The organism is Paenibacillus validus NBRC 15382 (assembly GCF_004000985.1).
GTDB lineage: Bacteria > Bacillota > Bacilli > Paenibacillales > NBRC-103111 > Paenibacillus_G > Paenibacillus_G validus.
Genome location: NZ_BIMH01000005.1, coordinates 72,525 through 94,456, shown reverse-complemented (window position 1 = coordinate 94,456; position 21,932 = coordinate 72,525). Strand labels below are relative to the sequence as shown.

Annotated in this window: 23 protein-coding genes; 7 read left to right on the top strand and 16 right to left on the bottom strand. The window is 53.7% G+C overall.

Annotated features, from left to right (window positions below):
* Nucleotides 1-25 precede the first annotated feature (25 nt).
* The 7 genes from PVA01S_RS05635 to PVA01S_RS05605 all read right to left on the bottom strand — a co-directional run bounded on the left by PVA01S_RS05635 (nt 26) and on the right by PVA01S_RS05605 (nt 8,517).
* Entirely contained in the window at nt 26-421 is a 396-nt protein-coding gene (locus PVA01S_RS05635; protein WP_054795436.1) for a hypothetical protein, read from the bottom strand.
* 196 nt (nt 422-617) lie between these two features.
* A complete protein-coding gene (locus PVA01S_RS05630) occupies nt 618-2,771 on the bottom strand; it encodes a hypothetical protein (protein ID WP_127605857.1) in 2,154 nt (717 codons plus the stop codon).
* A 39-nt stretch (nt 2,772-2,810) separates the two neighbouring features.
* Nucleotides 2,811-3,986, bottom strand: a complete 1,176-nt coding sequence (locus PVA01S_RS05625) for an ABC transporter permease (RefSeq protein WP_127605855.1) — start codon at nt 3,984-3,986, stop codon at nt 2,811-2,813.
* A complete protein-coding gene (locus PVA01S_RS05620; RefSeq protein ID WP_127606042.1) occupies nt 3,983-4,702 on the bottom strand; it encodes an ABC transporter ATP-binding protein in 720 nt (239 codons plus the stop codon). Before PVA01S_RS05620 ends, PVA01S_RS05625 begins: the two co-directional genes overlap by 4 nt.
* Nucleotides 4,703-4,727: 25 nt before the next feature.
* Nucleotides 4,728-6,437, bottom strand: coding sequence for an efflux RND transporter periplasmic adaptor subunit (locus PVA01S_RS05615; protein WP_127605853.1), 1,710 nt, complete (start codon nt 6,435-6,437; stop codon nt 4,728-4,730).
* A gap of 141 nt (nt 6,438-6,578) precedes the next feature.
* The gene (locus tag PVA01S_RS05610) at nt 6,579-7,838 is read right to left on the bottom strand and encodes a sensor histidine kinase (protein ID WP_054798934.1); all 1,260 of its coding nucleotides are present in this window, start codon (nt 7,836-7,838) and stop codon (nt 6,579-6,581) included.
* The gene (locus tag PVA01S_RS05605; RefSeq protein ID WP_054795522.1) at nt 7,831-8,517 is read right to left on the bottom strand and encodes a response regulator transcription factor; all 687 of its coding nucleotides are present in this window, start codon (nt 8,515-8,517) and stop codon (nt 7,831-7,833) included. Before PVA01S_RS05605 ends, PVA01S_RS05610 begins: the two co-directional genes overlap by 8 nt.
* 181 nt (nt 8,518-8,698) lie before the next feature.
* Here PVA01S_RS05605 and udk point away from each other — a divergent pair, with 181 nt between their 5' ends.
* Entirely contained in the window at nt 8,699-9,316 is a 618-nt protein-coding gene (udk, locus tag PVA01S_RS05600; protein WP_127605851.1) for a uridine kinase, read from the top strand.
* Between the two features lie 111 nt (nt 9,317-9,427).
* Here the strand turns inward: udk and PVA01S_RS05595 are convergent, their stop codons facing one another.
* The 4 genes from PVA01S_RS05595 to PVA01S_RS05580 form a co-directional block, all read right to left on the bottom strand.
* On the bottom strand, nt 9,428-10,252 hold the full coding sequence (locus tag PVA01S_RS05595; RefSeq protein ID WP_054795432.1) for a tyrosine-protein phosphatase: 825 nt from the start codon (nt 10,250-10,252) through the stop codon (nt 9,428-9,430).
* Between the two features lie 182 nt (nt 10,253-10,434).
* Complete coding sequence (locus PVA01S_RS05590) at nt 10,435-11,937, bottom strand: flotillin family protein (protein WP_127605847.1); 1,503 nt, start codon at nt 11,935-11,937, stop codon at nt 10,435-10,437.
* A gap of 12 nt (nt 11,938-11,949) precedes the next feature.
* A complete protein-coding gene (locus tag PVA01S_RS05585; protein ID WP_127605845.1) occupies nt 11,950-12,486 on the bottom strand; it encodes an NfeD family membrane protein in 537 nt (178 codons plus the stop codon).
* Between the two features lie 127 nt (nt 12,487-12,613).
* On the bottom strand, nt 12,614-13,453 hold the full coding sequence (locus tag PVA01S_RS05580) for a hypothetical protein (protein ID WP_127605843.1): 840 nt from the start codon (nt 13,451-13,453) through the stop codon (nt 12,614-12,616).
* A 320-nt stretch (nt 13,454-13,773) separates the two neighbouring features.
* Between PVA01S_RS05580 and PVA01S_RS05575 the strand changes: the two genes are divergently transcribed.
* Nucleotides 13,774-14,595 (top strand): NAD(P)/FAD-dependent oxidoreductase, encoded by an 822-nt coding sequence (locus PVA01S_RS05575; RefSeq protein WP_236595901.1) that lies wholly within the window; start codon nt 13,774-13,776, stop codon nt 14,593-14,595.
* Between the two features lie 111 nt (nt 14,596-14,706).
* Nucleotides 14,707-15,681: a YpdA family putative bacillithiol disulfide reductase gene (locus tag PVA01S_RS05570; protein WP_127605841.1), complete on the top strand. Its 975-nt coding sequence runs from the start codon at nt 14,707-14,709 to the stop codon at nt 15,679-15,681.
* A 63-nt stretch (nt 15,682-15,744) separates the two neighbouring features.
* On the opposite strand, the gene PVA01S_RS05565 is transcribed toward PVA01S_RS05570, so the two are convergent.
* On the bottom strand, nt 15,745-16,473 hold the full coding sequence (locus PVA01S_RS05565; RefSeq protein WP_127605839.1) for a phosphonate ABC transporter ATP-binding protein: 729 nt from the start codon (nt 16,471-16,473) through the stop codon (nt 15,745-15,747).
* A 129-nt stretch (nt 16,474-16,602) separates the two neighbouring features.
* Between PVA01S_RS05565 and PVA01S_RS26490 the strand changes: the two genes are divergently transcribed.
* From PVA01S_RS26490 to PVA01S_RS05550, 4 genes are all read left to right on the top strand, one after another.
* Complete coding sequence (locus PVA01S_RS26490; RefSeq protein ID WP_164751739.1) at nt 16,603-16,773, top strand: hypothetical protein; 171 nt, start codon at nt 16,603-16,605, stop codon at nt 16,771-16,773.
* Nucleotides 16,774-17,178: 405 nt separating this feature from the next.
* On the top strand, nt 17,179-17,349 hold the full coding sequence (locus PVA01S_RS05560) for an aspartyl-phosphate phosphatase Spo0E family protein (RefSeq protein WP_127605837.1): 171 nt from the start codon (nt 17,179-17,181) through the stop codon (nt 17,347-17,349).
* 182 nt (nt 17,350-17,531) lie between these two features.
* Nucleotides 17,532-17,714 carry a hypothetical protein gene (locus tag PVA01S_RS05555; RefSeq protein ID WP_054795428.1) on the top strand — a complete coding sequence of 61 codons (183 nt, stop codon included), beginning with the start codon at nt 17,532-17,534 and terminating at the stop codon, nt 17,712-17,714.
* Nucleotides 17,715-17,843: 129 nt separating this feature from the next.
* Nucleotides 17,844-19,019, top strand: coding sequence for a M20 family metallopeptidase (locus PVA01S_RS05550; protein WP_244932909.1), 1,176 nt, complete (start codon nt 17,844-17,846; stop codon nt 19,017-19,019).
* Between the two features lie 50 nt (nt 19,020-19,069).
* Here the strand turns inward: PVA01S_RS05550 and PVA01S_RS05545 are convergent, their stop codons facing one another.
* The 4 genes from PVA01S_RS05545 to PVA01S_RS05530 all read right to left on the bottom strand — a co-directional run bounded on the left by PVA01S_RS05545 (nt 19,070) and on the right by PVA01S_RS05530 (nt 21,929).
* Nucleotides 19,070-19,792: an amino acid ABC transporter ATP-binding protein gene (locus tag PVA01S_RS05545; RefSeq protein WP_127605835.1), complete on the bottom strand. Its 723-nt coding sequence runs from the start codon at nt 19,790-19,792 to the stop codon at nt 19,070-19,072.
* Nucleotides 19,785-20,465, bottom strand: coding sequence for an amino acid ABC transporter permease (locus PVA01S_RS05540; protein WP_127605833.1), 681 nt, complete (start codon nt 20,463-20,465; stop codon nt 19,785-19,787). The genes PVA01S_RS05545 and PVA01S_RS05540 overlap by 8 nt, the downstream gene beginning before the upstream one ends.
* Nucleotides 20,466-20,574: 109 nt before the next feature.
* On the bottom strand, nt 20,575-21,414 hold the full coding sequence (locus PVA01S_RS05535) for an ABC transporter substrate-binding protein (RefSeq protein WP_127605831.1): 840 nt from the start codon (nt 21,412-21,414) through the stop codon (nt 20,575-20,577).
* Between the two features lie 218 nt (nt 21,415-21,632).
* Complete coding sequence (locus PVA01S_RS05530; protein ID WP_127605829.1) at nt 21,633-21,929, bottom strand: RNA-binding protein; 297 nt, start codon at nt 21,927-21,929, stop codon at nt 21,633-21,635.
* Nucleotides 21,930-21,932 lie beyond the last annotated feature (3 nt).

Here is a 21,932-nt window from a genome sequence, read left to right as displayed (position 1 = left end):
ACTCTTCAGTCGGTCCTTACTTCATTCAAGTCACGGCGTCGAGCCCGCCATATTTGGAGATCGCCAGCAGCAAATCGTTCAAGACCGGAAGGATGAACTGTGCCGTGCCAAGGCTGAACATTCCGCTTCGGTTATGCACAACGGCATCCTTGACATGAATACGGTAATGCTGCATGCCCGTCTGCATGTTGACCGTCTCGCTTACGCTTGAGCTTTCCCGCTTGATCCGCATCGGCTTGGTGCCGACGGGCAGTTCGAACGGGGTAATGCTGATAATGTCTTCCAAGCGGATATGGTAATTGGCGTGCGGCTTCTGATAGATCAGTTCTTTTGTTGAGACCGTCAACCCGAAATCACGCTTCTTGTGGGATAATTTAAGTTCGCCTTCCAGCGCTTTGATTCGAATAAAGTTCTCGTTCAAAGGGCCTTCCTCCTTGGGCCGGCGAGCGGCGGGAATCGTATGGATGCTGCAGCAGCTCATAATACCAATGCCTAAGGCATTAGAACGAGCATACCACATCTTACAGCGATGCGCTACACGCATCCTCCGGCTCCCCGCCGCTTCAATCCTCCTTGCCTTCCGGAGTGCTTCCCCCCGCAGGAACAAGCTCTTGCCGTTATTGTTTCAGGGTTGTTAACAATCGCTTGGCCGCACCGTTTGGCGTCTGAACCGTTTCATAGATGCGGATACTGAGCGGATAGTTGAACTGGTTGTTGCTTACGCTCGCCAGCGTAACGGTCTGCAGCCCGTCGATCAGCTTATTCGCGCCCTGCAGCGAGTAGGTCGTACTGCCGAGGCTGCGGCCGGTCTGATCCGCCAATTCGAATTCGAGCGCCGCCATGGCGTCGTCAAGGATCACCTGCGCCTCTTTCTTGATGCTTAAATCAAGGATAAGTTTATACGACCAGGTGCTGTTACTGTAATTGCCGCTTAAATCCCACTGCTTGATATTCACTTCGTATGGATACATCGCGAGCTTCGTTCCGAACAATTCCGGTTTATCCTCATCCGAAGAACGTACGGCCACTTGAGCCGACGAGATCGGAAGTTTCAGCGCGCTCGCCGTATTTTCCAGGATGTTCAGCTTGAATGTGCCTGTAACGCCAGGCGGCAGCATATAAGAATAGCTGTATACATAGGCCGAACCGGGAATCAGCTGGGTTAGCGTCGTCGTTTGCTTGACGCCCGGATAAGATTTGCCGGACGAATCCTGCAATTCCGTCGCAAATTCAGGCAAATCCAGCGTCTCCTGCCCTTTGTTCACGAATTTATATTTCGCGATCACCGACTGGTAGCCGCTCTCCGTGTTCGTGTGGGCGTTAATTTCAACTAAAGACATCTCCAAATCGGAATCGATCGTCTTATTGTCCGCTTCGAAGACGAACGGCGTGCCGAAGGTGTACGCGCCGGACGTTATTCCCTCAGAGCTCGAAGCAAGACCGTTGTCCAGGTTCACAGCCGCGACCGGAACGCCAATGGCGCCTGTAACGGCCGAATTGTTCCCGGATGCCGCCGCTTGTCCGCTGCCGGCTGCGTTCGTATTCGCAGCGGCGGCTGCGCTCGTCTGCGACGATTTCTCGGACAAATAAAATTCGTAAGCCTTCGAAACAAGCTCGTCAGGCAACTCTACCGCAAACTGATACGTTGTCGCCTTGCCGGCAGCCGTATATTTCTCGGTGCCGACGATGGTTTCCATCGTTACGGAATGTTGCTGATCTTTCGAGACGAGCAGCCCTATCAAATCAGGGTTGGCTATCGAACGGCTGCTGCCGTTGTGAACGACCGCTGTAAGCAGCGCCAGTCTTTTGCCGGACTGCCTCACTTCCTCCGCCTTCGTCACTTCAACCGACAAGCCTTCTTTTCCCTGACCGTTAAATGCGGCCTTCTCCCCCAATTGCACCAATTGGAACAAGGATTGAAGTCCGATTTCTCCGATTGATTTGCCCGTCGATTTGTTGTTCAATCCGAGGTTCACCTTCCCGAGCTCGGGCTCGGCATCCAACGAAGCATGAAGCAGCAAATGAGTGATCGATGATCCGTCCAGCTTGCTTTCATCCACTTTACTCGCCGTCAAAGCGAACGTTCTCTGCCCGTCCTGCAGCACATAATTCATATTGACCGGATCCCAGCTGTTTGCGCCCGATACTTTCACTCGCGAGTCCAGCGTGATGTTCCATTTGCCGTCTACCGGATAGGCGAAGGCCTTGTCGATTTGTACGGAAACAAACGTATTGCCGGTCACGGTGGAATCTGCGCTCGCAAGATTAAATACAAACTGATGATCGTTCTGCTGAACCGACATCGCTTTTTCAACGGAAAGCGCGCCCAGCTCCATATGATTCCGACTGCGGTCAAAGAAGCTTACCTTTAGCTGATCTACGGTTAAGGCCGAGGGCAGCTTGGAAATGAAGGAGAACGAACGTTCGGAGTTAGGTGCAACGAGAGCGTCCGCCTTTTCGCTCAGCTGCGCATAATAGCTTTTTCCGTCCGTTGTCGTCACCTGGACGCCATAGTTGTTAAAGTCAACCGCGGAACCGCCGGCGTTGTTCAACTGAACCCGGAACTGGATCGTTTGACTGTCCGTTCCCTTCGCTAACGAGACTTCTTCCAATGTGAAATAGACCGAGTTGTTAATAAATACGCCCTCTTTGCCTGCAAACGATACACCCGGATTCAAGGTATATAACAGCAGGCAAGCCACGATCAGCGCCCAGGCGATCAGCGGATATTTCACGCGGTGCGGTCGATTGAATTTTTGTTCTTTATTCAATGTTGTAGCCTCCTTAGAGCTTTTGCCAAAAAATGAGAGTCAATCCGTACGCAAGGCGTCGATCGGACGCAGCTTGGATGCTTTATTCGCCGGATAAATGCCGAACAGGATGCCAACTGCAACGGAAAATAAAAAGGCATAAATGCTGATGTCCCATGAAATGACGGTCATTTGATTCTTGTTGATGTAGGGCCAGGCCAGCGAAATGCCGATCCCCAGAACCAGCCCGATCAAACCGCCCAATCCGCTAATGACGACGGCTTCGACCAGAAATTGCATCAGAATGTTTTTGCGCTTGGCGCCGATCGATTTCCGGATCCCGATCTCTCTCGTTCGTTCCGTAACCGTTACGAGCATGATGTTCATGATCCCGATCCCGCCGACCAGCAGGGAAATGCAGGCGACGCTGACAAGCTGGCTCGTCAACGAACTGGTCGCAGCCGTTCGCGCCTCGACCAGCGAATCCTGGTTCAGTACGCGGAAACCGTTCGCGCTCTTATACTTGGTCGTCAAATAATTCGAGAAAGTCTTCTGTGCCGCCGCCATCTGTTCCTTGTCGGCCGCTTCGATATAGGTCGTCCGGATGTTGCCAAGGCCCAGCTGTCTTTGTGCCGTTGACAGCGGGATAACGATCGATTCGTCCACCGAGGTTCCCATCGTAGTCCCTTTCGTCTTTAACGTGCCGATGACCGTAAACTCGTACCCTTTAATATTAATTTTTTTGCCAATCGGGTTCGCCGATTCGAACAGTTCCGTTGCAACCGTACTGCCGAGTACGGCGACATTGGTCCGGAAGCTTAGGTCCGATTCCGAGAGCAATCGACCGGCAGCCAAATTTAATTTCGTAATCGAGAAGTAGCGGTCGTTCGTCCCGATGACATTATAGGACTCCTGCGTGCGGTCATACTTGATGTTCACGCCCGAGGAAGTGACGGTAGGAGCCAAGTAATTGAATTCCTTGAATTGCTCGAACTGCATCACTTCGTCGTAGTTCAGGCTGTTCGCGCGTCCCTGACCCATAATGTTTACGGTGATGAGATTCGTTCCGAGATTTTCATATTGTTTTTCGATGGCAGCCGTAGTTCCGCGTCCGATGGAGACTAGCGTAACGACCGACGCTACGCCGATAATAACGCCCAGCATCGTAAGCAGCGTTCGCATCCAGCTGGCCGTTACCGTTTTGAGCGCCATGGAGATGAGTTCCGATACTCTCATCGCAATACCTCCGCTACCGCCCGGTGAGTGGGCGCAGCATTGCGTTGATCGCTGACAATGTGCCCGTCCCGGATCGTTACAACGCGTTTGGCATTCTCTGCGATATGAAGATCGTGCGTAATCAGAATGATCGTGTTGCCCGCATGGTTCAGCTCGATCATCAGCTCCAGCACTTCCTGGCCGGTGGTCGAGTCCAGCGCGCCGGTCGGCTCATCGGCAAGCAGAATGGCCGGCCCGATTGCGAGCGCCCGCGCGATCGCTACCCGCTGCTGCTGTCCGCCCGACAATTCGCTCGGCCGGTGATGCGAACGCTGGCCCATTCCGAGCGTTTCCAGCATGTGCATGCCGCGCTCTCTTCTCTCTTTCTTGGAAAAACCGGCATATATCATCGGCAGCTCGACATTTTCAATGGCGGTTAATCTCGGCAGCAAATTAAATTGCTGGAAAATAAAGCCAATCTTTTTGTTCCTCACTTCCGCCAATTGATCGTCCTTCAGCTTCTCCGTCACGACGCCGTCCAACACGTAGGAGCCGGATGTCGGGACGTCCAGCAGCCCGATCGTATTCATCAAGGTTGATTTGCCGGAGCCGCTGGGACCTACGATGGCGATAAACTCCCCCTGTTCGACGGAGAGGGAAACGCTCTTCAGTATGGTCAAATCCTCCGTTCCCCGTTTGAATTGTTTGACGATATCCTTCAATACAATCAAGCTCATAACCGCTTCGCCTCTCTCTCCGGCATTATCTGTTGTTGCCGCCTCCACCGCCGCCAAAGCCGCCTCCGCCTCCGCCTCCGCCTGGAAAACCTCCGCCCTGGAAGCCGCCCTGGTTTCCTCCGGAGCCTCCGAATTGTGAAGCGCCTTGTTGGAATTGGTTGCGCATTTGCTCGATTTGCTGCGGGGTTAAATTGTTCGCTCTGGTCGATCCGGCTAGCACGACTTGATCGCCTTCGGCCAAGCCTTCGGTAATCTCGACATGGCTGCTGTCGTTCGCGCCTACCTTGACTTCCTTCCGCTCTAGAGTGCCGTCCGCTTTCTGAATCGAGACTGTATGCCGCCCATTTCTCACTTGAACCGCTTGCGTCGGCAGCAGGAGCACGTCTTTCTTGTCGGTGATAATAATGTCCGCACTCGCGGTCATGCCGTATTTCAGCTCCGGACTGCTCTTCATGCTCAGAATGACGCTGTATGTACTGACGCCGTTGGTAGTCGTGCCGACGGTCGATACTTGCGTCACTTCCGCATCGAACGTTTTGCCCGGAATGGCATCGACACGCACCTTCGCCTGCTGCCCGACCTTGACGGAAGGCAGATCCAACTCATCCACGCTAATCGCCAGCTGCAAGGTGTTCAGGCTTGCGACCGCGCCCAATTTAACATCGCTTTTAATGGTCGATCCGACGCGGTAAGAAGCGAGCACATTCGTTTTGGTATCTGCAAAATCCGTAGAGAACACGCCGTCGAACGGCGCGTATACTTTCAAATTCGCGAGCTGATCCTCCAAATCCTGAATCGTCTTCGTTTGCTGCTCGATTTGCTGTTGTTTCGTCGCTATATCTTTGGACAAGCTGTCGTTCACGATCGTGGCAATCAACTCCCCGGCGCGTACGCTGCGGTTTTCCGTAATCTCCAGCTTGCCGATCGTCCCTGTAACGCCTGCGAATACGGTCGTGGTCGTTTTGTATTGAAGCTTGCCTGCGGCCGTCGACTCGACCTTCAATCCATTCACGGACATAGAGCCTTGAACGTTAAGATCCGCATCCAACGTCCCGTCGTTATCCACTCGAATCTTCACATCGCTGATCCGGTTTCCTTTCGAATCCGCCTTGTTCCCGGTCGAAATCGATTCGATCGTGCCCGACTTGGTCAGCAGAAATCCATCGATCGTTAATTCCACCTTATCGCCGGCCCGAGCCTGCGCCGCTTCCTCCTGGATGAACGGCAGCGTGACCGTTAACGTTCCGGTATCCGCTATCGTCGCGATTTTCGTCGTTTTGGAAACGCCGGCGCCTACGCTGATATTGGCGGCCAAAATCAGCTTTCCGCTCGTCGGCGCCGTCGTCTTCAGCGCCCGCAGCTGCTCTTGAAGATCCTGCAAATCCGTCTGGTATTGATTCAAAGTAATCTTGGCGCTGTCCAATTTCTCGACCAGATTCGTATCGGTGAGCTCCAGCAGCAGGTCTCCTTGCTTAACGGTTTGATTCCGCGCCAGGTTGATCGTTTTGATCATCCCTTCCTTGGGCGGAGTGATCATCTGCAATTGCTCCGCGGCCAGCTGAGAGGTGCCGGTAATCGTAGCCTGAAGATTGCCCCTGGTTACTTTGACGGTTTGTTGCCCGGCTGTCGCTCCGGGCTTCGTCGTTTTGGCGCCTTGGGTGAAATAAACCGCTGTCCCTCCCCCTGCGACGAGCAGTGCAGCCACTACAATGATTAGGGTTTTCTTCTTGTTCACTGGCGATGTACCTCCCGATAAAACTTCTCAAATTCGTTTCCCTGTGATTATTAAATCAGAAGATTATTAAAATAAAATTTGAAAAGCTTAAGAATAGCTTAGTTTAGCCTGAAAAAATGCAAAAAAAAGACCCCGGATTTTTCAGGATTGAAAAATCCGGCGTCTCTTCTTCAGCAGCTTCGGATTCCATTCGCAGGGAAACCGCATTTGAATGACCGTGCCTTGACCCTCATTGCTTTCCGCACGGATGGAGCCGTGATGGGCTTCCACAATCCACTTCGCAATCGATAAGCCGAGACCTACTCCGCCGTCCGACCGCCTGCGCGCCTTATCCGCTCTGTAGAAACGATCGAACACATGTGGCAAATCTTCCTTCTTGATGCCGATACCCGTATCCGCAATTTCGATGGTGACGTAGCTGCCGTCCGTCTCCGTCCGGATGCTTATCGAGCCTTCGTGTGTATATTTCAACGCATTATCCAGAACAATGACCAGCAACTGATGCAAATAATCCGGATCTCCCGTCATGGACAAAGCCTCGGGCGTATACGTTCGCAAGCGGATGCCTTTCAGTCGGCACAAGTCCTCGAACTCGTTCGCGACCTTAACAATCATGCCGGCCAGCTCCACCTTGGTATATTGAAGCTGGAACTGGTGTGAATCGGAACGGGCGAGCGTCAGCAAGTCTCCGACCATCTTGCTCATGCGCTTTGTTTCATCGATCATCACGGCGATTTTCGCGCTTTCCTGTTCGACCGTTCGCTCCGGATGCCGGAATAGACGCTCCAAGTGAAGCTGCAGCACGGATAACGGCGTACGCAGCTCGTGTGAGGCGTCCGAGACGAACTGCTGCTGCTGCTCCCAAGCCTTCTGAATCGGCACAAGCGCGCGGCTTGCCAGAAACAACCCCGTCATGACGGCGATCAACAGGCTGACAAGGCTGCCCGTTCCGATCAGAAACAGCAGATTGTGCAGCACGTTCCGCTCCGGCTCCAGGTTGTATGCGATCTGCAGCCTTCCGTTCGGAACCGTTTTCGTCAACACCCGATATTCGGAATCCTGGACGGTGATATTGACGAAGGCTCCTTCTACGCCGGCTTGCTTCAACGTTTCGAGCAGCGGTTCTTCCACGCCGTCGCGCGGCGCCTGGAACTGTACGTTGCCATGCGCATCCCATTGGACGAATGTCATTAATTGAGGGGGGCGAAAAGGGAAATTTCTGCCCGGTTGACGGTTGCTGATGAACGTGAAGCCGTTCATTTCGTTCTTCATGGCCCGATCCGTCTGCGCATATAACCGCTTCTCGGTCGAATAGTAGAGAACCGCGCCCAGGCCATTGAACAGCAGAAAAAAAACAAGGGAAAATAACAGGACCAACCGATACCTTGTCTTGTTAAACATGCGCCCCCTCCGCCTTCAGCATATATCCGACGCTTCGCACCGTACGAATATACGACTCGCAGCCGCAAGCGTTCAGCTTCTTGCGAAGGTAGTGCACGTACAAGTCGACGGCGGTTTCGTTCGCATTCGAATCGAGTCCCCACACCCGGTTGAAGATTTGATCGCGCTTAACGATCTGCTCCTTATGCTGAATCAAGTAGGCAAGCAGCTCGTACTCTTTGCTCGTCAGCTTGATCAGAGTGCCGTTGCAGGTTGCTTCGCAATCGTCCGGCGACAGAACGAGGCCGCCATAAGTCAGGGGCGTTTCTTCCGCCGGGCCTTTCTTGCGCCGATGGAGCGCGCGCAGCCGCGCCAGCAGCTCATCGATCGCAAACGGCTTCACCAAATAATCGTCGGCCCCGGCATCAAGTCCCTTCACTCTCGCTTCTATCGAATCCCGCGCCGTGAGAAACAGGCAGGGGGTACGTATTCCGTGCTTTCGCAGCGATTGGATCATGCTGAGACCGTCCATGCCCGGCAGCATGATATCCAGTACCAGCAGGTCGTAATGTCCTTGCTCTGCGAGCGCATATCCTTCATGACCGTGCTCCGCATAATCGACCTGGTAGTGCTCGTCCTCCAGCACAGCCACGATCGCATCCAATAAATGGGCGTCATCCTCGACAACCAACACGCGCACGTTCAAGCACTCCCATCTGAACTGAATTCCTCGTATGATCTAGTATAACCGCGGTTTTTCACAGGAAGCAAGATCAATCCCGGCGAGCGTGCACATGTTGTCGAACAAACTCGTTTTCCCAACCCGCTTATGCTACAATACTACAATCGAAACTGTATGCTGCAGGAGGACAAGGATCACCATGTTGATTATCGGTATCGCCGGAGGCACGGGCTCCGGGAAGACGACTGTCGCCCGATCGGTTATCGACCGTCTCGGGATGGATAAAGTTACGTTTATTTCACAGGACAACTATTATAAAGACCATTCGCACTTGCCCTTTCATGAAAGAGAATCGATCAACTACGATCATCCGCTCGCCTTCGATAACGAACTGCTTCTGGAGCATCTCCGGACGTTGAAGCAGCACCGTACGCCGGTCCAGGCGCCCGTCTACAACTTCTCCATGCACAGCCGTTCGACAACGGAGACGGTCGAGTTGATGCCGAATAAAATTGTCATTATCGAAGGGCTGCACGTATTGTCCGACGAAAAACTCCGCGGCATTCTCGACATCAAGGTGTTTGTCGACACGGACCCGGACGTTCGCATTCTGCGCCGCGTGCTGCGTGATATTCACGAGCGCGGGCGGTCTATCCAATCGATCCACGATCAATATTTACACACGGTCAAGCCGATGCACGAAGCGTTCATCGAGCCATCCAAAAAATATGCCGACATCATCATCCCCGAAGGCGGGCAAAACGAGGTCGGCATTCAGCTGCTCTCCATCTTAACGGAGAAATACTTAACGACGTAAACTATATGTGTTATTAAATATATATCAAGCTAACAGATTCAGATACGGTTTGCGCTTCAGTGCGCAGTGAAAGAGCTTCGCCCATCCGGGCGAAGCTCTTTCATCTCTGCCTTATACAACCGATCGCGCCGCCTCTTCTTCAAGCAGCAATTGCTTTAACCGCTGAACGCAGCTCGGATCGATGCCGCACACATCCGCGACGTAACGGTCCATCGATCCGTGGGTTTGAACGACCTCCTCGAGGACACGTACCAAATATTCCCGCTTTACAACTAACAAATCCTCGAAACGCTCGGGTGGGATTTGGAACAAGGTAACCCAGCGCATGAACCGGATAAAGGGGCGGACCCTCGGTTGAAAATACGCGTTCGTCAATTCATACTCGTCCAGCACCGTAGACATCGGCACCCCGACCAGCAGCTGGATCAAAGCGCTCAAGTAGCCCGTCCGGTCCCGGCCGGCCGTACAATGAATCAATGCGGGCATGTTCGAACGCTCGCTCAACAGCGAGATCACTTCCTGAATTTGAGTCGTGCTTTGATGCGCAATGCTCTGATAGAAAGCCCGGTTGAACGCGTCAAATTCGGATTTGGCGCTTTTGCGGAGGAGCATGCCGATCAGCTTCGCTTGATTGAGCTTCTCCCCCTCTTTAAACGGATAAATCGGGATATGAACGGTTCGCAGCCCTTCGGTCGGAGGAAGCCGATCCGGCTTCTTCTGTCGTTCGTCGGGCGTGCGCAAGTCACAAATCAGCTTCAACCCGTATTGATTCAGCTTGTCTAGGTCCTGCAGCGTCAGACGGGATAAATCGTCGGAGCGGAACAAAACGCCCGCTTTCATCCGGCGACCGTCGGCGGTCGCCAGCCCGCCGATATCGCGAAAATTGAATAACTTGGTAAAGGGTCTTACGATGGGTCTTTCTTCGGTTCCGTTCACGTTGTATACATTCCTCTTTCTACAATCAGTGTTATTCAATCAGGATAAAGCATTCCACTTGCGCACGGTTCGTACAAAACGATTATATCGTTTTTTTCCGTAAACGAATATAGACAAGGAGGCAGCTTTGCAGCTGCCTCCTTGTCTTTCGGCGGAATGTATCGGCTTACAGACCACTTGCGTTATTCGGCCGCAGGCGGCTCCACGGCTGCCGGCGCCGCAGACGGCGTCACGGATCGCTTCGTGAAGTTTTTGATCAGTTCCTCCACGTCCAAACCGCTGACGTTTTTCAGCATGTCGGGAGCCGTCGCCATCAGCTCGGTCACGTAATTGCTGACGCGCGTCGCCCCTTTGCCGCCGCCCGTATCGACGACGGTCAGCTTGTCGATCGACTTCATCGGCTCCGCGATTTTGCCGGCGAGCTCCGGCAGCATCTTCACGATGATGTCGAGAATCGCGGCTTCGCCGAACTTCTCGAACGCCTCCGCCAATTTCTCCTTCGCCTCGGCCTCCGCCAAGCCGCGCAGCCGTATAACCTCCGCTTCCGCCGAGCCCTTGGCGCGCTCCGCATCCGCGATGGCCATCCCCTCCAGCCGCTTCTGCTCGGCCATCGCCTTCGCTTCGGCTTCGATCCGGTACTGCATCGCGTCGGCTTGCGTTATTTGCTTCGCCTTCTCCGCTTCCGCCGCCTGGATGACAGCATACCGGTCGGCGTCCGCTTTCTTCTTCACTTCCGCATCATACTGCTTCTCCCGGCGTAAAATCTCTTTAGCCTCGAGGTCGATCTCGCGCTCCTTGCGGACGATCTCGACGCGCATTTGCTCTTCGACCACGCTTTGCTTTGCGCGAGCCTCCTGGATGTTGTACGCCTGATCCGCTTCGGCCCGCGCCATCTCTTGATCTTTCTTAAAGGAAGCGACCTTCAGCTCCTTCTCCTTGTTCGCTTCCGCAATGTTCGTATCGCGCAGCAGCTCCGCCTTCTGCCCTTCTTCCTCAGCAAGCGCCTTCTTAATCCGCGAATCCCGCACGGCTTCCGCCTCCGCGATTTCGGCATCGCGCTTCACAGCCGCGATCCGGGGTTTACCCAGCGCGTCCAAATATCCGTGCTTGTCGCGCAAGTCTTTGATGGTGAACGAGACGATTTGCAGACCCATTTTCTTCAAATCTTTGGCCGCGACGCCTTGAACCTCTTGCGCGAATTTATCCCGGTTGCGGTACACTTCCTCTACCGTCATCGAGCCGAGAATCGCCCGCAAGTGCCCTTCGAGCACTTCCTGCGCCTCACCCTTCAATGCTTCCGTCGGTTTGCCCATGAACTGCTCCGCCGCCGTCGCAACGTCCTCAACCGCGCCGCCGATCTTAATGATCGCCACGCCGTCGGCCATAACCGGCACGCCCTGCTCGGTATACACTTCAGGCGTCGAGACGTCGAGTTTATGCGACAGCAAGGATAAAAACTCGGCCTGCTGGAACACCGGTAATATGAACGATCCGCCACCGCGCACGATTTTAATTCTACGGCCGGTATCGTCCTCCATCACGTTTTTGCTGCCCAGGAAGGAACCGGTTACAATCATCGCTTCATCGGGACTAACCGTCTTATACCGCGCCCAGAACGCAAGTCCCAGCACGACGATCACACCGACAACAATACCCGGAATTACAAATACATCGTTTACATTCATTCCCTTCACTCCCTATTCCAAATTGGTTTCAAGCGGAGATACCCAGACCGAACCTTCACGTACTTCGACTGTGACGACACGCGCCCCGGATGCGATTTCGATGCCGTCAAAGCTCTCCGCGATTTGATTCGTCACGCTGCCGCCCATCCGATACAATACTTCCCCGCAGCCGCGCGCCGGAATCGGGACCGATACTTCCCCGATGCGCCCAACCAGATCGTTCATGGAGAACGCAACGGAATTATCGGTGTTGTTCATCGGTTTAACATACAATAAATAGACCAGAACCGAAGTTCCGACGGCCGCAAGTGACGCCAACGCGAGCACGTACGCCGTGCCGAGAGAGGTGAGCCTCATCAGCATTAGCCCTGAGCCGCCCATAACCGTAATTGCGCTAAACAAGACCATCGGTTGAAAAACATGCAGCAGATCGCCGGACATCCAATCGAACATCCCGTCCAGCGCATTGCTGAGCAAATCTCCTAGCAGCACAGTCACCAGCGCAAACAAAATACCCGTCACCAGCAAGCCCGTATAAACTTCCTGCATCCGATCTCCCCCCTGGCTGTTTAGGAATTACCCAACGGTTAATACGTGAAATCCCGTCAAATAGTTGCACTTTCACCTGAATATTCTACAAATAAAGTATATCAAACAAAACCACCGCCCGAGTAACTTATCGGTCGGTGGCTTTGTTTTTCAACGCCATCATTTGATAGACGGCTCTCGTATCTCCGCGCAGCGTCACCTCGGCGCTGCGCATTTGCGATGAACCGTCGCCGTCCAGGAAGATGCCGTCGACCAGTTGGCCGGGTGCGATCGTCTCCCGAATCGCCGTGCGGAACGCTTCGACGGTGCACGGCTTGTCCGAGACGATCATCCACAACGCTTGCTGCCGGTCGTAGACGGCTGCAGACCGCAGGCGCGGAGCGTCCATCACGGGCATATTCTCTTTCCTTGCCTGCGCCCGCCACCCGGCTTCGTCGTTCAGCGACATGCTGACGCCGCCTTGCGCCCAATACCGTTTCCGGTCCGTGACCTGCAGCCGGTTCGCGGCATCCGTCACCTGGATCGAGAAGCGCTGCGAAGCTTCGTCCCACACCAGTGTCCCTTTCGGCACATCGATATTGGTCCATCCCGAACCGTAGTCGTGCGGCTGGCCTTTGAGCGGACGATCGCCGATGACCGCGATGCTGAGCAGATCTCCGTTCCAGAAGAACCCTCCGTTCATCCCGTATTCGTTCGTATCGGTTACATTCGTAGCGATTGCCCGCAGTTCGACATTAGCGGGGCTCGTACGCAGCGCATGAAGCCGTACGCCGTTGGAAGCGCCATACAGGGAGTACGTATAGGGCGGGGGCGGGGCCGGCGCGGGCTTCCGGAACGTCGCAATCGGCAAGCCGAGCTGATGGGCCAGCAGCAGCGACAGCCATAATCCCAATAGAAATCCGGCGATTAACAGACCGGGAGATACGGTGCGCGTCGTACGCACCATTTTCGGCAGAGCGGTATGCATCGGTGTTCCCTCTCCTTCTCGTTCAGAGCGGCCCGCCATATCGAGCCTCGCAATCTATTCTATGAATCCAAACTAGCGATTATGACGGGACGTCGCATAGAATGCCCTGATGGACGTACCGGTTATGCCGAATAATGGATAAAAAACGCGCTTCCGATCTCATACTAAGTGTTGTGTCATTCCATACCGAATTCAATCCTAGGAGCGCCTCATGAACCTTATATCCGGGCGGTTGTTGTGGCCGCTCACCTGGTTAGACGCACCGACTTATCCGAAGCTCGGACACGATATTGAATGCGACTGCTTGATCGTCGGGGGTGGTGAAGCAGGAATATGAAACGCTCTCCCGATACGGATTTCCTGTGGCCTACTTGGAAGCCGCCAACATCCGGGCGAGATTTCCCTTCGAGAAGCCGGGTGCCATTCTCTCCAACGGGGACGCCGAAATCAATCCGTACAAGAACGCCCACGCCTTGATACAGACCGCGCGCCGCCACGGGCTGCGCGTCTACGAGGAGACGCAGGTCCAGCGGCATGAAGCCGGTAAGGACTACAATATTTTTATCACAACCGACGGCCGGCGTATTCAAGCGAAGAAAACCGTGTTCACGACAGGGTATGAGACGCAGGAAATCAAACCAAATCCCAATGCCGTAATGTCCAGCACTTACGCCATTGCCACGAAGCCTGTCGAAGCACTGGCATACTGGCCCACTCGCTGCATCATTTGGGAGACGGCCCGGCCTTACCTGTTTATGCGGACGACCGCCGATAACCGTGTCATTATTGGCGGCTTGGACGAAACAACGACGGACCCGGACGAACGCGATCGTAAATTGCCGGCCAAGCAAAAGGAGCTGCTGCAGGAGGCGATCAAGCTGTTCCCTGCCTTATCGGGATCTGATGCCGAATACGCGTGGGCCGGGTTATTCGGAGGCACGCACGACGGCTTGCCGTTAATCGGCAGGCAGGCCGGCTTCCCGCATTGTTACTTCGCCTTGGTGTACGGCGGCAACGGTACCCTATACAGCACAATAGCGGCGCGGATAATAGGAGGACTCATCACCGAAGGCAGCCACCCGGACGCGCCGCTGTTCCGGTTCGATCGTCCGAAGCGCGACCCAGGCTTCTCTGTCGGGTGACCGCCTGCTTCTTTTACCACGTAAAAACTGGAATCGTCTCGCCCGATCGGTTACTATGGTAATGAAATGCTATTTCATACTATGAACCTATCGCATCGAGGTGATCGTTAAATGGAAGAAGCCGTCGTGATTGGAGCCGGCCCTTGCGGCTTATCCGCCGCCATCGAACTGCAAAAAATCGGCATCGACCCGCTGGTGATCGAAAAGGAGAACGTTGTTCATTCCATTTATTTATATCCGACGTACATGCAATTTTTCAGCACGCCGGAACTGCTGGAAATCGGCGATTATCCGTTCAGCACCCCCAATGAGAAGCCTACCCGTCAGGAAGCGCTCACTTACTATAGGACAGTGGCAAGCCGCAGGCAGCTGCGCGTACGCCCTTATCAGCGCGTGACCGAAATCGGAACGGCTGGGGACGGCGCCTACAAGCTGACGGTGGCGGACGCAAGCGGACGGGTTAACATCGTCGAAGCGCGCCATGTCATCGTGGCGACCGGCTATTTCGACCAACCGAACCTGCTTGGCATTCCCGGTGAGCAGCTGCCGAAGGTGAGCCATTATTTCCGGGAAGCGCATCCTTATGCAGGAACGAAGGTAACGGTCATCGGCGGCAGCAATTCCGCCGTCGACGCGGCGATGGAGCTGCTCCGCGCGGGGGCGGAAGTCACCGTCGTCTACCGCGGAGATACGTACTCGCCCGTCATTAAGCCGTGGGTGCGGCCGATCTTCGAGAGCATGGTGAACAAGGAACGAATCCGGATGTGGTTCGGCTCCCGGGTTACACGGATCGATGAAGCATCGGTCACCGTCGTCAAGGACGGCCAGGAGCATACGATCGAGAACGATTTCGTGCTGGCGCTTACCGGGTTTCATCCCGACCGCAGCTTACTCAGAGCCGTCGGCGCCGCTTTCCGCGACGACGACGAAGTGCCGCTCTTCGATCCGGAGACGATGGAGACGACTTGCCCGGGCATTTATATCGCCGGCGTCGCCGCGTCAGGCAGGAACGCCAACGAAGTATTTATCGAGACAGGCCGCAATCACGGCGTCTGGATTGCGAGGCATATCGCGAGCAAGCGGTAGCCATCAAGTGAAGAAAGCCGGGGTCCCCATGGGTTCCCCGGCTTTCTTCGGTACGTGTATCGGTTAAAATATAAGTTCTTTTTCCCTCTGGGTCAAACGACGACCGGCGATATCGACGACGAAGCGCCCGCCCGAAATTCCCCAGATGCGTGAGCCGAATTTCTCGGCGAGCTCGATTTGGTGCAGGCTGCAGAACACGAGCAGCTTCTCTTTACGGCAAATGGACTGCAAATCCTCCATCACGCGGCTGGCCGCTTCGGGGTCGAGACCGGACACCGGCTCGTCCGCGAATATGACTTTCGCGCCTTTAATCAGCGCCCTGCAGATGGCGACGCGTTGTTTCTCGCCGCCGCTTAATTTCTCTATCGGCTCGTGAGCTTTGTCGAGCAGTCCCACCTTGTCGAGATAGTCCATCGCTTCCATATGATCTTCTTCCGAGACGGAGTTCGTCAGAAAGCGCCACCATGATTTTTTGAACAACAGCGCGCCAAGCACGTTCTTCAGCGCCGATTTCCTCGGATTGAACTGCGGCTTCTCCTCCAGATAGGCCCACTGCTTCTGCAGCTTGAATTTCTCCCATGCGTTCAGGGACGTAATGTCTTTACCGTCATAAATATATTGCCCTTCATCCCATTTCTCCTTGAGCATGAGACAACGAAATAACGTCGTCTTCCCGCTGCCGCTGGCGCCGAGCAGGGCAACCAATTCGCCCTCGTCCGCTTGGAAGCTAAGCCGCTGCAGCACGCGATGGTCGGGCTGGAACGTTTTGGATAAATTTCGTACGATGATCATCCGAGCTTTAATCTCCTTTGTGCGCATCCGGTAGTCTACTCCACTATATCACGTCTTTCCACATAAAAACCACATTTCGGAACATCCTATTACAGGTTCAATCCCACTTTATAAAGGAGGTTCACCCGCATGAAACATCAATTGGTGAAATTGGTCAGTGAGCAAGCCGGCATTACCGAGGGTCAAGCGGACAGCGCTGTAGAGGCCGTAATCGGATACTTCAGAACGCGTGTGCCTGCCGACATGGCTGAAGAAATCAACAATTTGGCCGTCGGTCACAATCAGGACGATCAAGGGTAACCCCAGGGGATGGCCTTGCCAAAGAAGCCGAACGCGCAGAGCGTCCGGCTGCTTGCTTGCGGAACGAATCCGCTTATTGCGGGTTCGTTTCCTTTGGAACTTCATTTAAACTCGGTGGCCGTTTTGCGGCTTTATCCGCGTCCACGGGAGTTTCCTCTTCCGTAAATTTATTTTCTCTGAAGTCCGGACTGTTTTTCGTATGTTTTCGTTCGTTATGCATAAGCATTCACCTCCCATTATGTTGGTAATATGCCGCATTCGGAACGTTCGTATTCGAAATTTGTATGATTTTGTCATAAAAATTATGAATCCGTTCGACAACGATTTACAAACTTTACGCATGATTTATATTATAATATTCAAGATCGGACAACTTTATCACGCTGGGAGATGGGGTCAGGAAAGATGGAAGAAGTGGAATTGAAACGTCGCTTGGAGCGGATGCAAATTCAGCTCTATCGGCTAGTTGAACAAAGAGGCAGCTTTGTAGACCCCCAAGTGGTTAAGCTCAGTCAACAAATCGATCGTCTGGTCCTGACCATTCAACGAAGGAAGATGAAGGAACGCGTGCAGTAAACCAAGAGGCCATTCAAAAAAATGCGCCTCTTTTTTGCGCCCGCACTTGTAAAACGTTACATGATGTGTTATATTAAAACCGTGGAATATCAAGGGTTTCAGCAAAATGACGACGTTCAGTCCCCCTCTATGCCGCGCTTATGATCGCACCATTCACGAACCTAATAAAGGAGCGATGCAGCATGACTTATGAAGCACAACAACCGCAGGAGAAGAAAATTCTCGTCGAACTGACCCTTAATGAAGCGCTTTCGCTAACCGGCACCCGTTTTCCGCAAAACCATCGTCTGGAAGTCGATGCCATGCACAAGATCAAGAAGCAGTTGGATGAACAACTAATCGATAAGCGTAATAGCCTGCAATAAAGATGATACCTAGCCTTCGGCAGCCGCCGGGGGCTTTTTACTTTGCCTGCCGGTGTGGCGGCTTTCGTTGCTTACCTACAGGTCAATCTCTATAATGGACGTATACCGCTCAACCGGAGGTAAAATCTTGTGGACAAACAAACCATTGTAAATCGCATCGATCAACTGGCTTCCGAATTTATTGACATCGCTGCCTTCATCGGGGAGAATCCCGAACTCGGTCATGAGGAATGGAAAGCGTCCGCGCGCTTGAAGGAAGCGCTCGAACGGCACGGCTTTCAAGTACAGTCCCCCATACTCGATCTGCCTACCGCTTTCCTGGCAACATATAAGGCGGCAAAACCGGGGCCTACGATCGCTTTCCTGTGCGAATACGATGCGCTGCCTGAGCTTGGTCATGCGTGCGGCCATCATCTGATCGCCGTGATGGGTCTTGCGGCGGCCGTCGGTTTGCAAAGCGTCATCGAACAAACCGGGGGCACGATCCGCGTATACGGCACGCCGGCCGAAGAAACAAAAGGCGCCAAAGTAACGATGGCCGCTGCCGGCTTGTTCGACGACGTCGATGCCGCATTAATGGCGCATCCCTACTATGCTTACGAAAAATCCGGCATGTCGCTGGCGATGGACGCGCTGCAGTTTGAATTTCACGGCAAAGCCGCCCATGCCGCGGCCAGCCCCTATGAAGGCGTTAACGCGCTGGATGCGGTGCTGCTGCTGTTCCAAGCGGTCGGTCTGCTGCGGCAGCAGCTGCGCAGCCATGCGCGCATCCACGGCATTATTACGGAGGGCGGGAAAGCCCCGAATATCATTCCCGCGTATGCCGCCGCCCAGTTTTACGTCCGTTCCGCCGATCGGCCGTATACCGATGAAATCGTCCGCAAGGTGCTGAGCTGTGCCGAAGGCGCCGCTTTACAAACGGGCTGTACGATGAAGTGGTCGAATTACGAGTACTCGTACGACGAGCTGATCACGAACGAAGCGTTATCAGAAGCGTTCACGCACAACTTGATCCTAATGGGGATTCCGGAGGCGGACATTCAGCACGGCAAGGATCACGGGTCGCTCGACCTCGGCAACGTGTCCCGTCAATGTCCCTCCATTCATCCGTATGTGAAGGTCGTCGACGAACAGCACCTGCTGCATACGAAGGAGTTTCGCGATCTCGCCATGCAGCCCCGCGCCTTCGAAGGGATGCTTCTCGGCGCGAAGGTACTCGCCCGGACGGCTTATGACGTCGCCTCGTCCCCGGCGCTGCTGCAAGCGATTAAGAGCGAGTTCGAGCGGCGCGTATTGTTCAAATAAAAAGCCGCGGCGCCGGATCATCCGGTTCAGCCGCGGCTTCGTTGTTCAAGCTAAAGCACCTTGCGCAAAAATTCTTTCGTTCTCGGATGCTGCGGGGCGGCAAAGACGTCGGCCGGCGTTCCCTGCTCGACGATCTTCCCGCCATCCATGAAGATGAGCCGAGTACCCACTTCGCGGGCAAAGCCCATCTCATGCGTGACGACGACCATCGTCATGCCCTCTGCGGCCAGCTCCTTCATGACGTCTAGCACTTCGCCGACCATTTCCGGATCGAGTGCGGACGTCGGCTCGTCGAAGAGCATCATCGTGGGCGACATAGCGAGGGCGCGGGCGATCGCAATCCGCTGCTTCTGGCCGCCGGACAGGCTGCCCGGATAACTGCCGGCCTTCTCTGCCAGGCCGATCCGCTTCAGCAGCTGCTGAGCGATCTGCTGCGCTTCGTCCTTCGTCCTCAGCTTGAGCTTCACAGGAGCCAGCGTAATATTCTCCATCACGGTCATGTGCGGGAACAGATTAAATTGCTGGAACACCATCCCCATACGCTGACGCAGCTCGTTGATATTGGACTTCCCGCGCAGCAGTGAGACACCATCGAATTCGATATCGCCGCCGGTCGGCTGCTCGAGCAGGTTCAGGCAGCGCAGGAATGTGCTCTTCCCCGAACCGCTGGGACCGATGATGACGACGACCTCGCCCTTATGAATGTCGAGATCGATTCCGTTCAACACGTGATTGGAACCGAATGTTTTGCTTAATTGGGTTACTTTAATCAGAGGTCTTCATCCTCCTTTCGGCAATGCCGAGCAGCTTGGACAGCGTGAATGTCATGATGAAATAGATGAAGGCCACGACAATCAACGGCTCGAACGGCAGGAACGTATTCCCTTTTACCGTATCTGCGCTGTACATCAATTCCCCGATTCCAATGACGGAAACGATGGACGAGTCTTTAATGATGATGACGAACTCGTTACCAAGAGCGGGCAGCACATTACGAAGAGCCTGCGGCAAAATAATGTGTCTCATGGCCATCGCATGCGACATGCCAAGCGAGCGGGCCGCTTCCATCTGGCCGCGGTCGATCGCTTGAATCCCGGCCCGAAACGTTTCGGCAACGTAAGCGGAGCTGTTGATCGACAACGCAATAACCGCAGCCATCATATCCGGGAAAGACGATCCGAAGTAAGGCACCTCGGGAAAGTGAATACCGATCTTGGGCAAGCCGTAATAAAACAAGAACACTTGCACGAGCATCGGCGTTCCGCGAATAAACTCGATATACGAAGTCGCGAACAGCCTCAGCGGCCATATTTTGGATATGCGCATTAAGGCAATGAAGATGCCGAGGATAACCCCGAGCACTACGGTGAAGGCCGACAAAATTAAGGTGACCTTCGCCCCGTCGATAAAAAACATATAATATTTCGGTAAGAATGAAAAATCCACGACTCGCCCTCCCTTCCTCTTCTAATATCGGTTGTAAACCGAACAAAAACCCGCCGGAAATGGACTCCGATCAGGTTTTCATTCCAGCGGCAACAGCCGCCTGACCTTCTTATTCCACTAATTCATTCGCTTCTATGACCAATTTATCGATCGTTTTGTCTGCAATCAGCTTGTCCAGCGCCTTGTTCATCGCTTCAACCAGCTCTGGGTTGTTTTTCTTCACGGCAATCGCCGATCCGCTGTCTTCCGTCGTCAGCTTAATGTCCGCAAAAGCAAGATCCTTGTTCTTGCTCAGATATGCGGCTGCAACGGGCTGTTCGACGACCAGAGCTTCCACTTTATTGTTCTTGAGCTCCAGCATCAAGTCGGAAATTTTACCAATAGCCTTCACTTCGGAACCCGGCATTTGCTCTTTGACGATCGCTTCTTGCGTAGCGCCTTTTTGCGCGCCGACCTTCTTGCCCTTCAAAGCTTCGATCGTATTGTACTTGTCCTTGTCGGCCGCGCGAACGACGACCGTTTGAATCGCCGTATAATACACTTTCGTAAAATCGACGGCTTGTTTGCGTTCTTCGGTCGGCGTCATGCCGGAGATGACGAAATCGATATTGCCGGCTTCAAGCGCCGCGAGCAAGCCATCGAATTTCATATCTTTCAGCTCCAAAGTGACCCCTAATTCCTTGGCAATCGCTTTAGCGATTTCAATATCAAAGCCAACGATCTGGTCTTTTTTGTCAATTTCTTTATGAAATTCATATGGCGGATAGTCTGCGCTCGTACCGACGACGATTTTGCCGGCTTTCTTGATTTGATCCAGCTTTGTTTCTTTTTGGGCTTCGGCAGGCTTGTCCCCTCCGGTAGTTGTCGTGGATGCAGGTTTCGTACCGCAAGCGGAAAGTATGAGCAGGAAACATACCAAAAAAATAAAGGACACTTTGTTTTTAGGCATTGGTCAATTCTCCTTTCAAGATAACTTCAACATTATATTATACGAGATGTTTTTTTACAATAACTTTGCATGATTGCGGCTGCATAATTCCGTTATACCACGATCCATTTAAGTAAATCTAGCAGCCTATGAACCAGGAAACGAGGTGCTCTACCGGCAAGTTGCAACACTTCCAGCCCTGATAAAAAGGGAAAAAGCGGCAATCCCTCCTAAGAGGATTACCGCTTTTCGATATGAGAAACTACGAACTCCGACAACTGTTTGGTCAAGCCGCCCTTGCCGAACTTGAGATAAACGCCTTTGGAGCGATCTTCCCCCTGCAGCGAGGTCAGAAAATCGACGATTGTCTGCCGCCGGGCAACGATATCCCGAATGCCAAAGCGGTACAACCATTCGTCCACGGTATTATAGATGCCGCGGTTCAATCCGTACTGCTCGAAGCAATACGTGACAAATTGAAAATCGGGAATTTGAAGATCAGGCGATGGTGATGTATTTTCCACTCTGGAGAGCATGAA

Excerpts from the sequence above, each read along its gene's own strand:
- PVA01S_RS26490 (WP_164751739.1), top strand. The coding sequence starts at position 16,603 with ATGAAACATCAATTGGTGAAATTGGTCAGTGAGCAAGCCGGCATTACC.
- PVA01S_RS05620 (WP_127606042.1), bottom strand. The coding sequence starts at position 4,702 with ATGAGCTTGATTGTATTGAAGGATATCGTCAAACAATTCAAACGGGGA.
- PVA01S_RS05610 (WP_054798934.1), bottom strand. The coding sequence starts at position 7,838 with ATGTTTAACAAGACAAGGTATCGGTTGGTCCTGTTATTTTCCCTTGTT.
- PVA01S_RS05570 (WP_127605841.1), top strand. The coding sequence starts at position 14,707 with ATGGAAGAAGCCGTCGTGATTGGAGCCGGCCCTTGCGGCTTATCCGCC.
- PVA01S_RS05580 (WP_127605843.1), bottom strand. The coding sequence starts at position 13,453 with ATGCATACCGCTCTGCCGAAAATGGTGCGTACGACGCGCACCGTATCT.
- PVA01S_RS05560 (WP_127605837.1), top strand. The coding sequence starts at position 17,179 with ATGGAAGAAGTGGAATTGAAACGTCGCTTGGAGCGGATGCAAATTCAG.
- PVA01S_RS05555 (WP_054795428.1), top strand. The coding sequence starts at position 17,532 with ATGACTTATGAAGCACAACAACCGCAGGAGAAGAAAATTCTCGTCGAA.
- udk (WP_127605851.1), top strand. The coding sequence starts at position 8,699 with ATGTTGATTATCGGTATCGCCGGAGGCACGGGCTCCGGGAAGACGACT.
- PVA01S_RS05565 (WP_127605839.1), bottom strand. The coding sequence starts at position 16,473 with ATGATCATCGTACGAAATTTATCCAAAACGTTCCAGCCCGACCATCGC.
- PVA01S_RS05590 (WP_127605847.1), bottom strand. The coding sequence starts at position 11,937 with ATGAATGTAAACGATGTATTTGTAATTCCGGGTATTGTTGTCGGTGTG.
- PVA01S_RS05535 (WP_127605831.1), bottom strand. The coding sequence starts at position 21,414 with ATGCCTAAAAACAAAGTGTCCTTTATTTTTTTGGTATGTTTCCTGCTC.
- PVA01S_RS05530 (WP_127605829.1), bottom strand. The coding sequence starts at position 21,929 with ATGCTCTCCAGAGTGGAAAATACATCACCATCGCCTGATCTTCAAATT.
- PVA01S_RS05585 (WP_127605845.1), bottom strand. The coding sequence starts at position 12,486 with ATGCAGGAAGTTTATACGGGCTTGCTGGTGACGGGTATTTTGTTTGCG.
- PVA01S_RS05625 (WP_127605855.1), bottom strand. The coding sequence starts at position 3,986 with ATGAGAGTATCGGAACTCATCTCCATGGCGCTCAAAACGGTAACGGCC.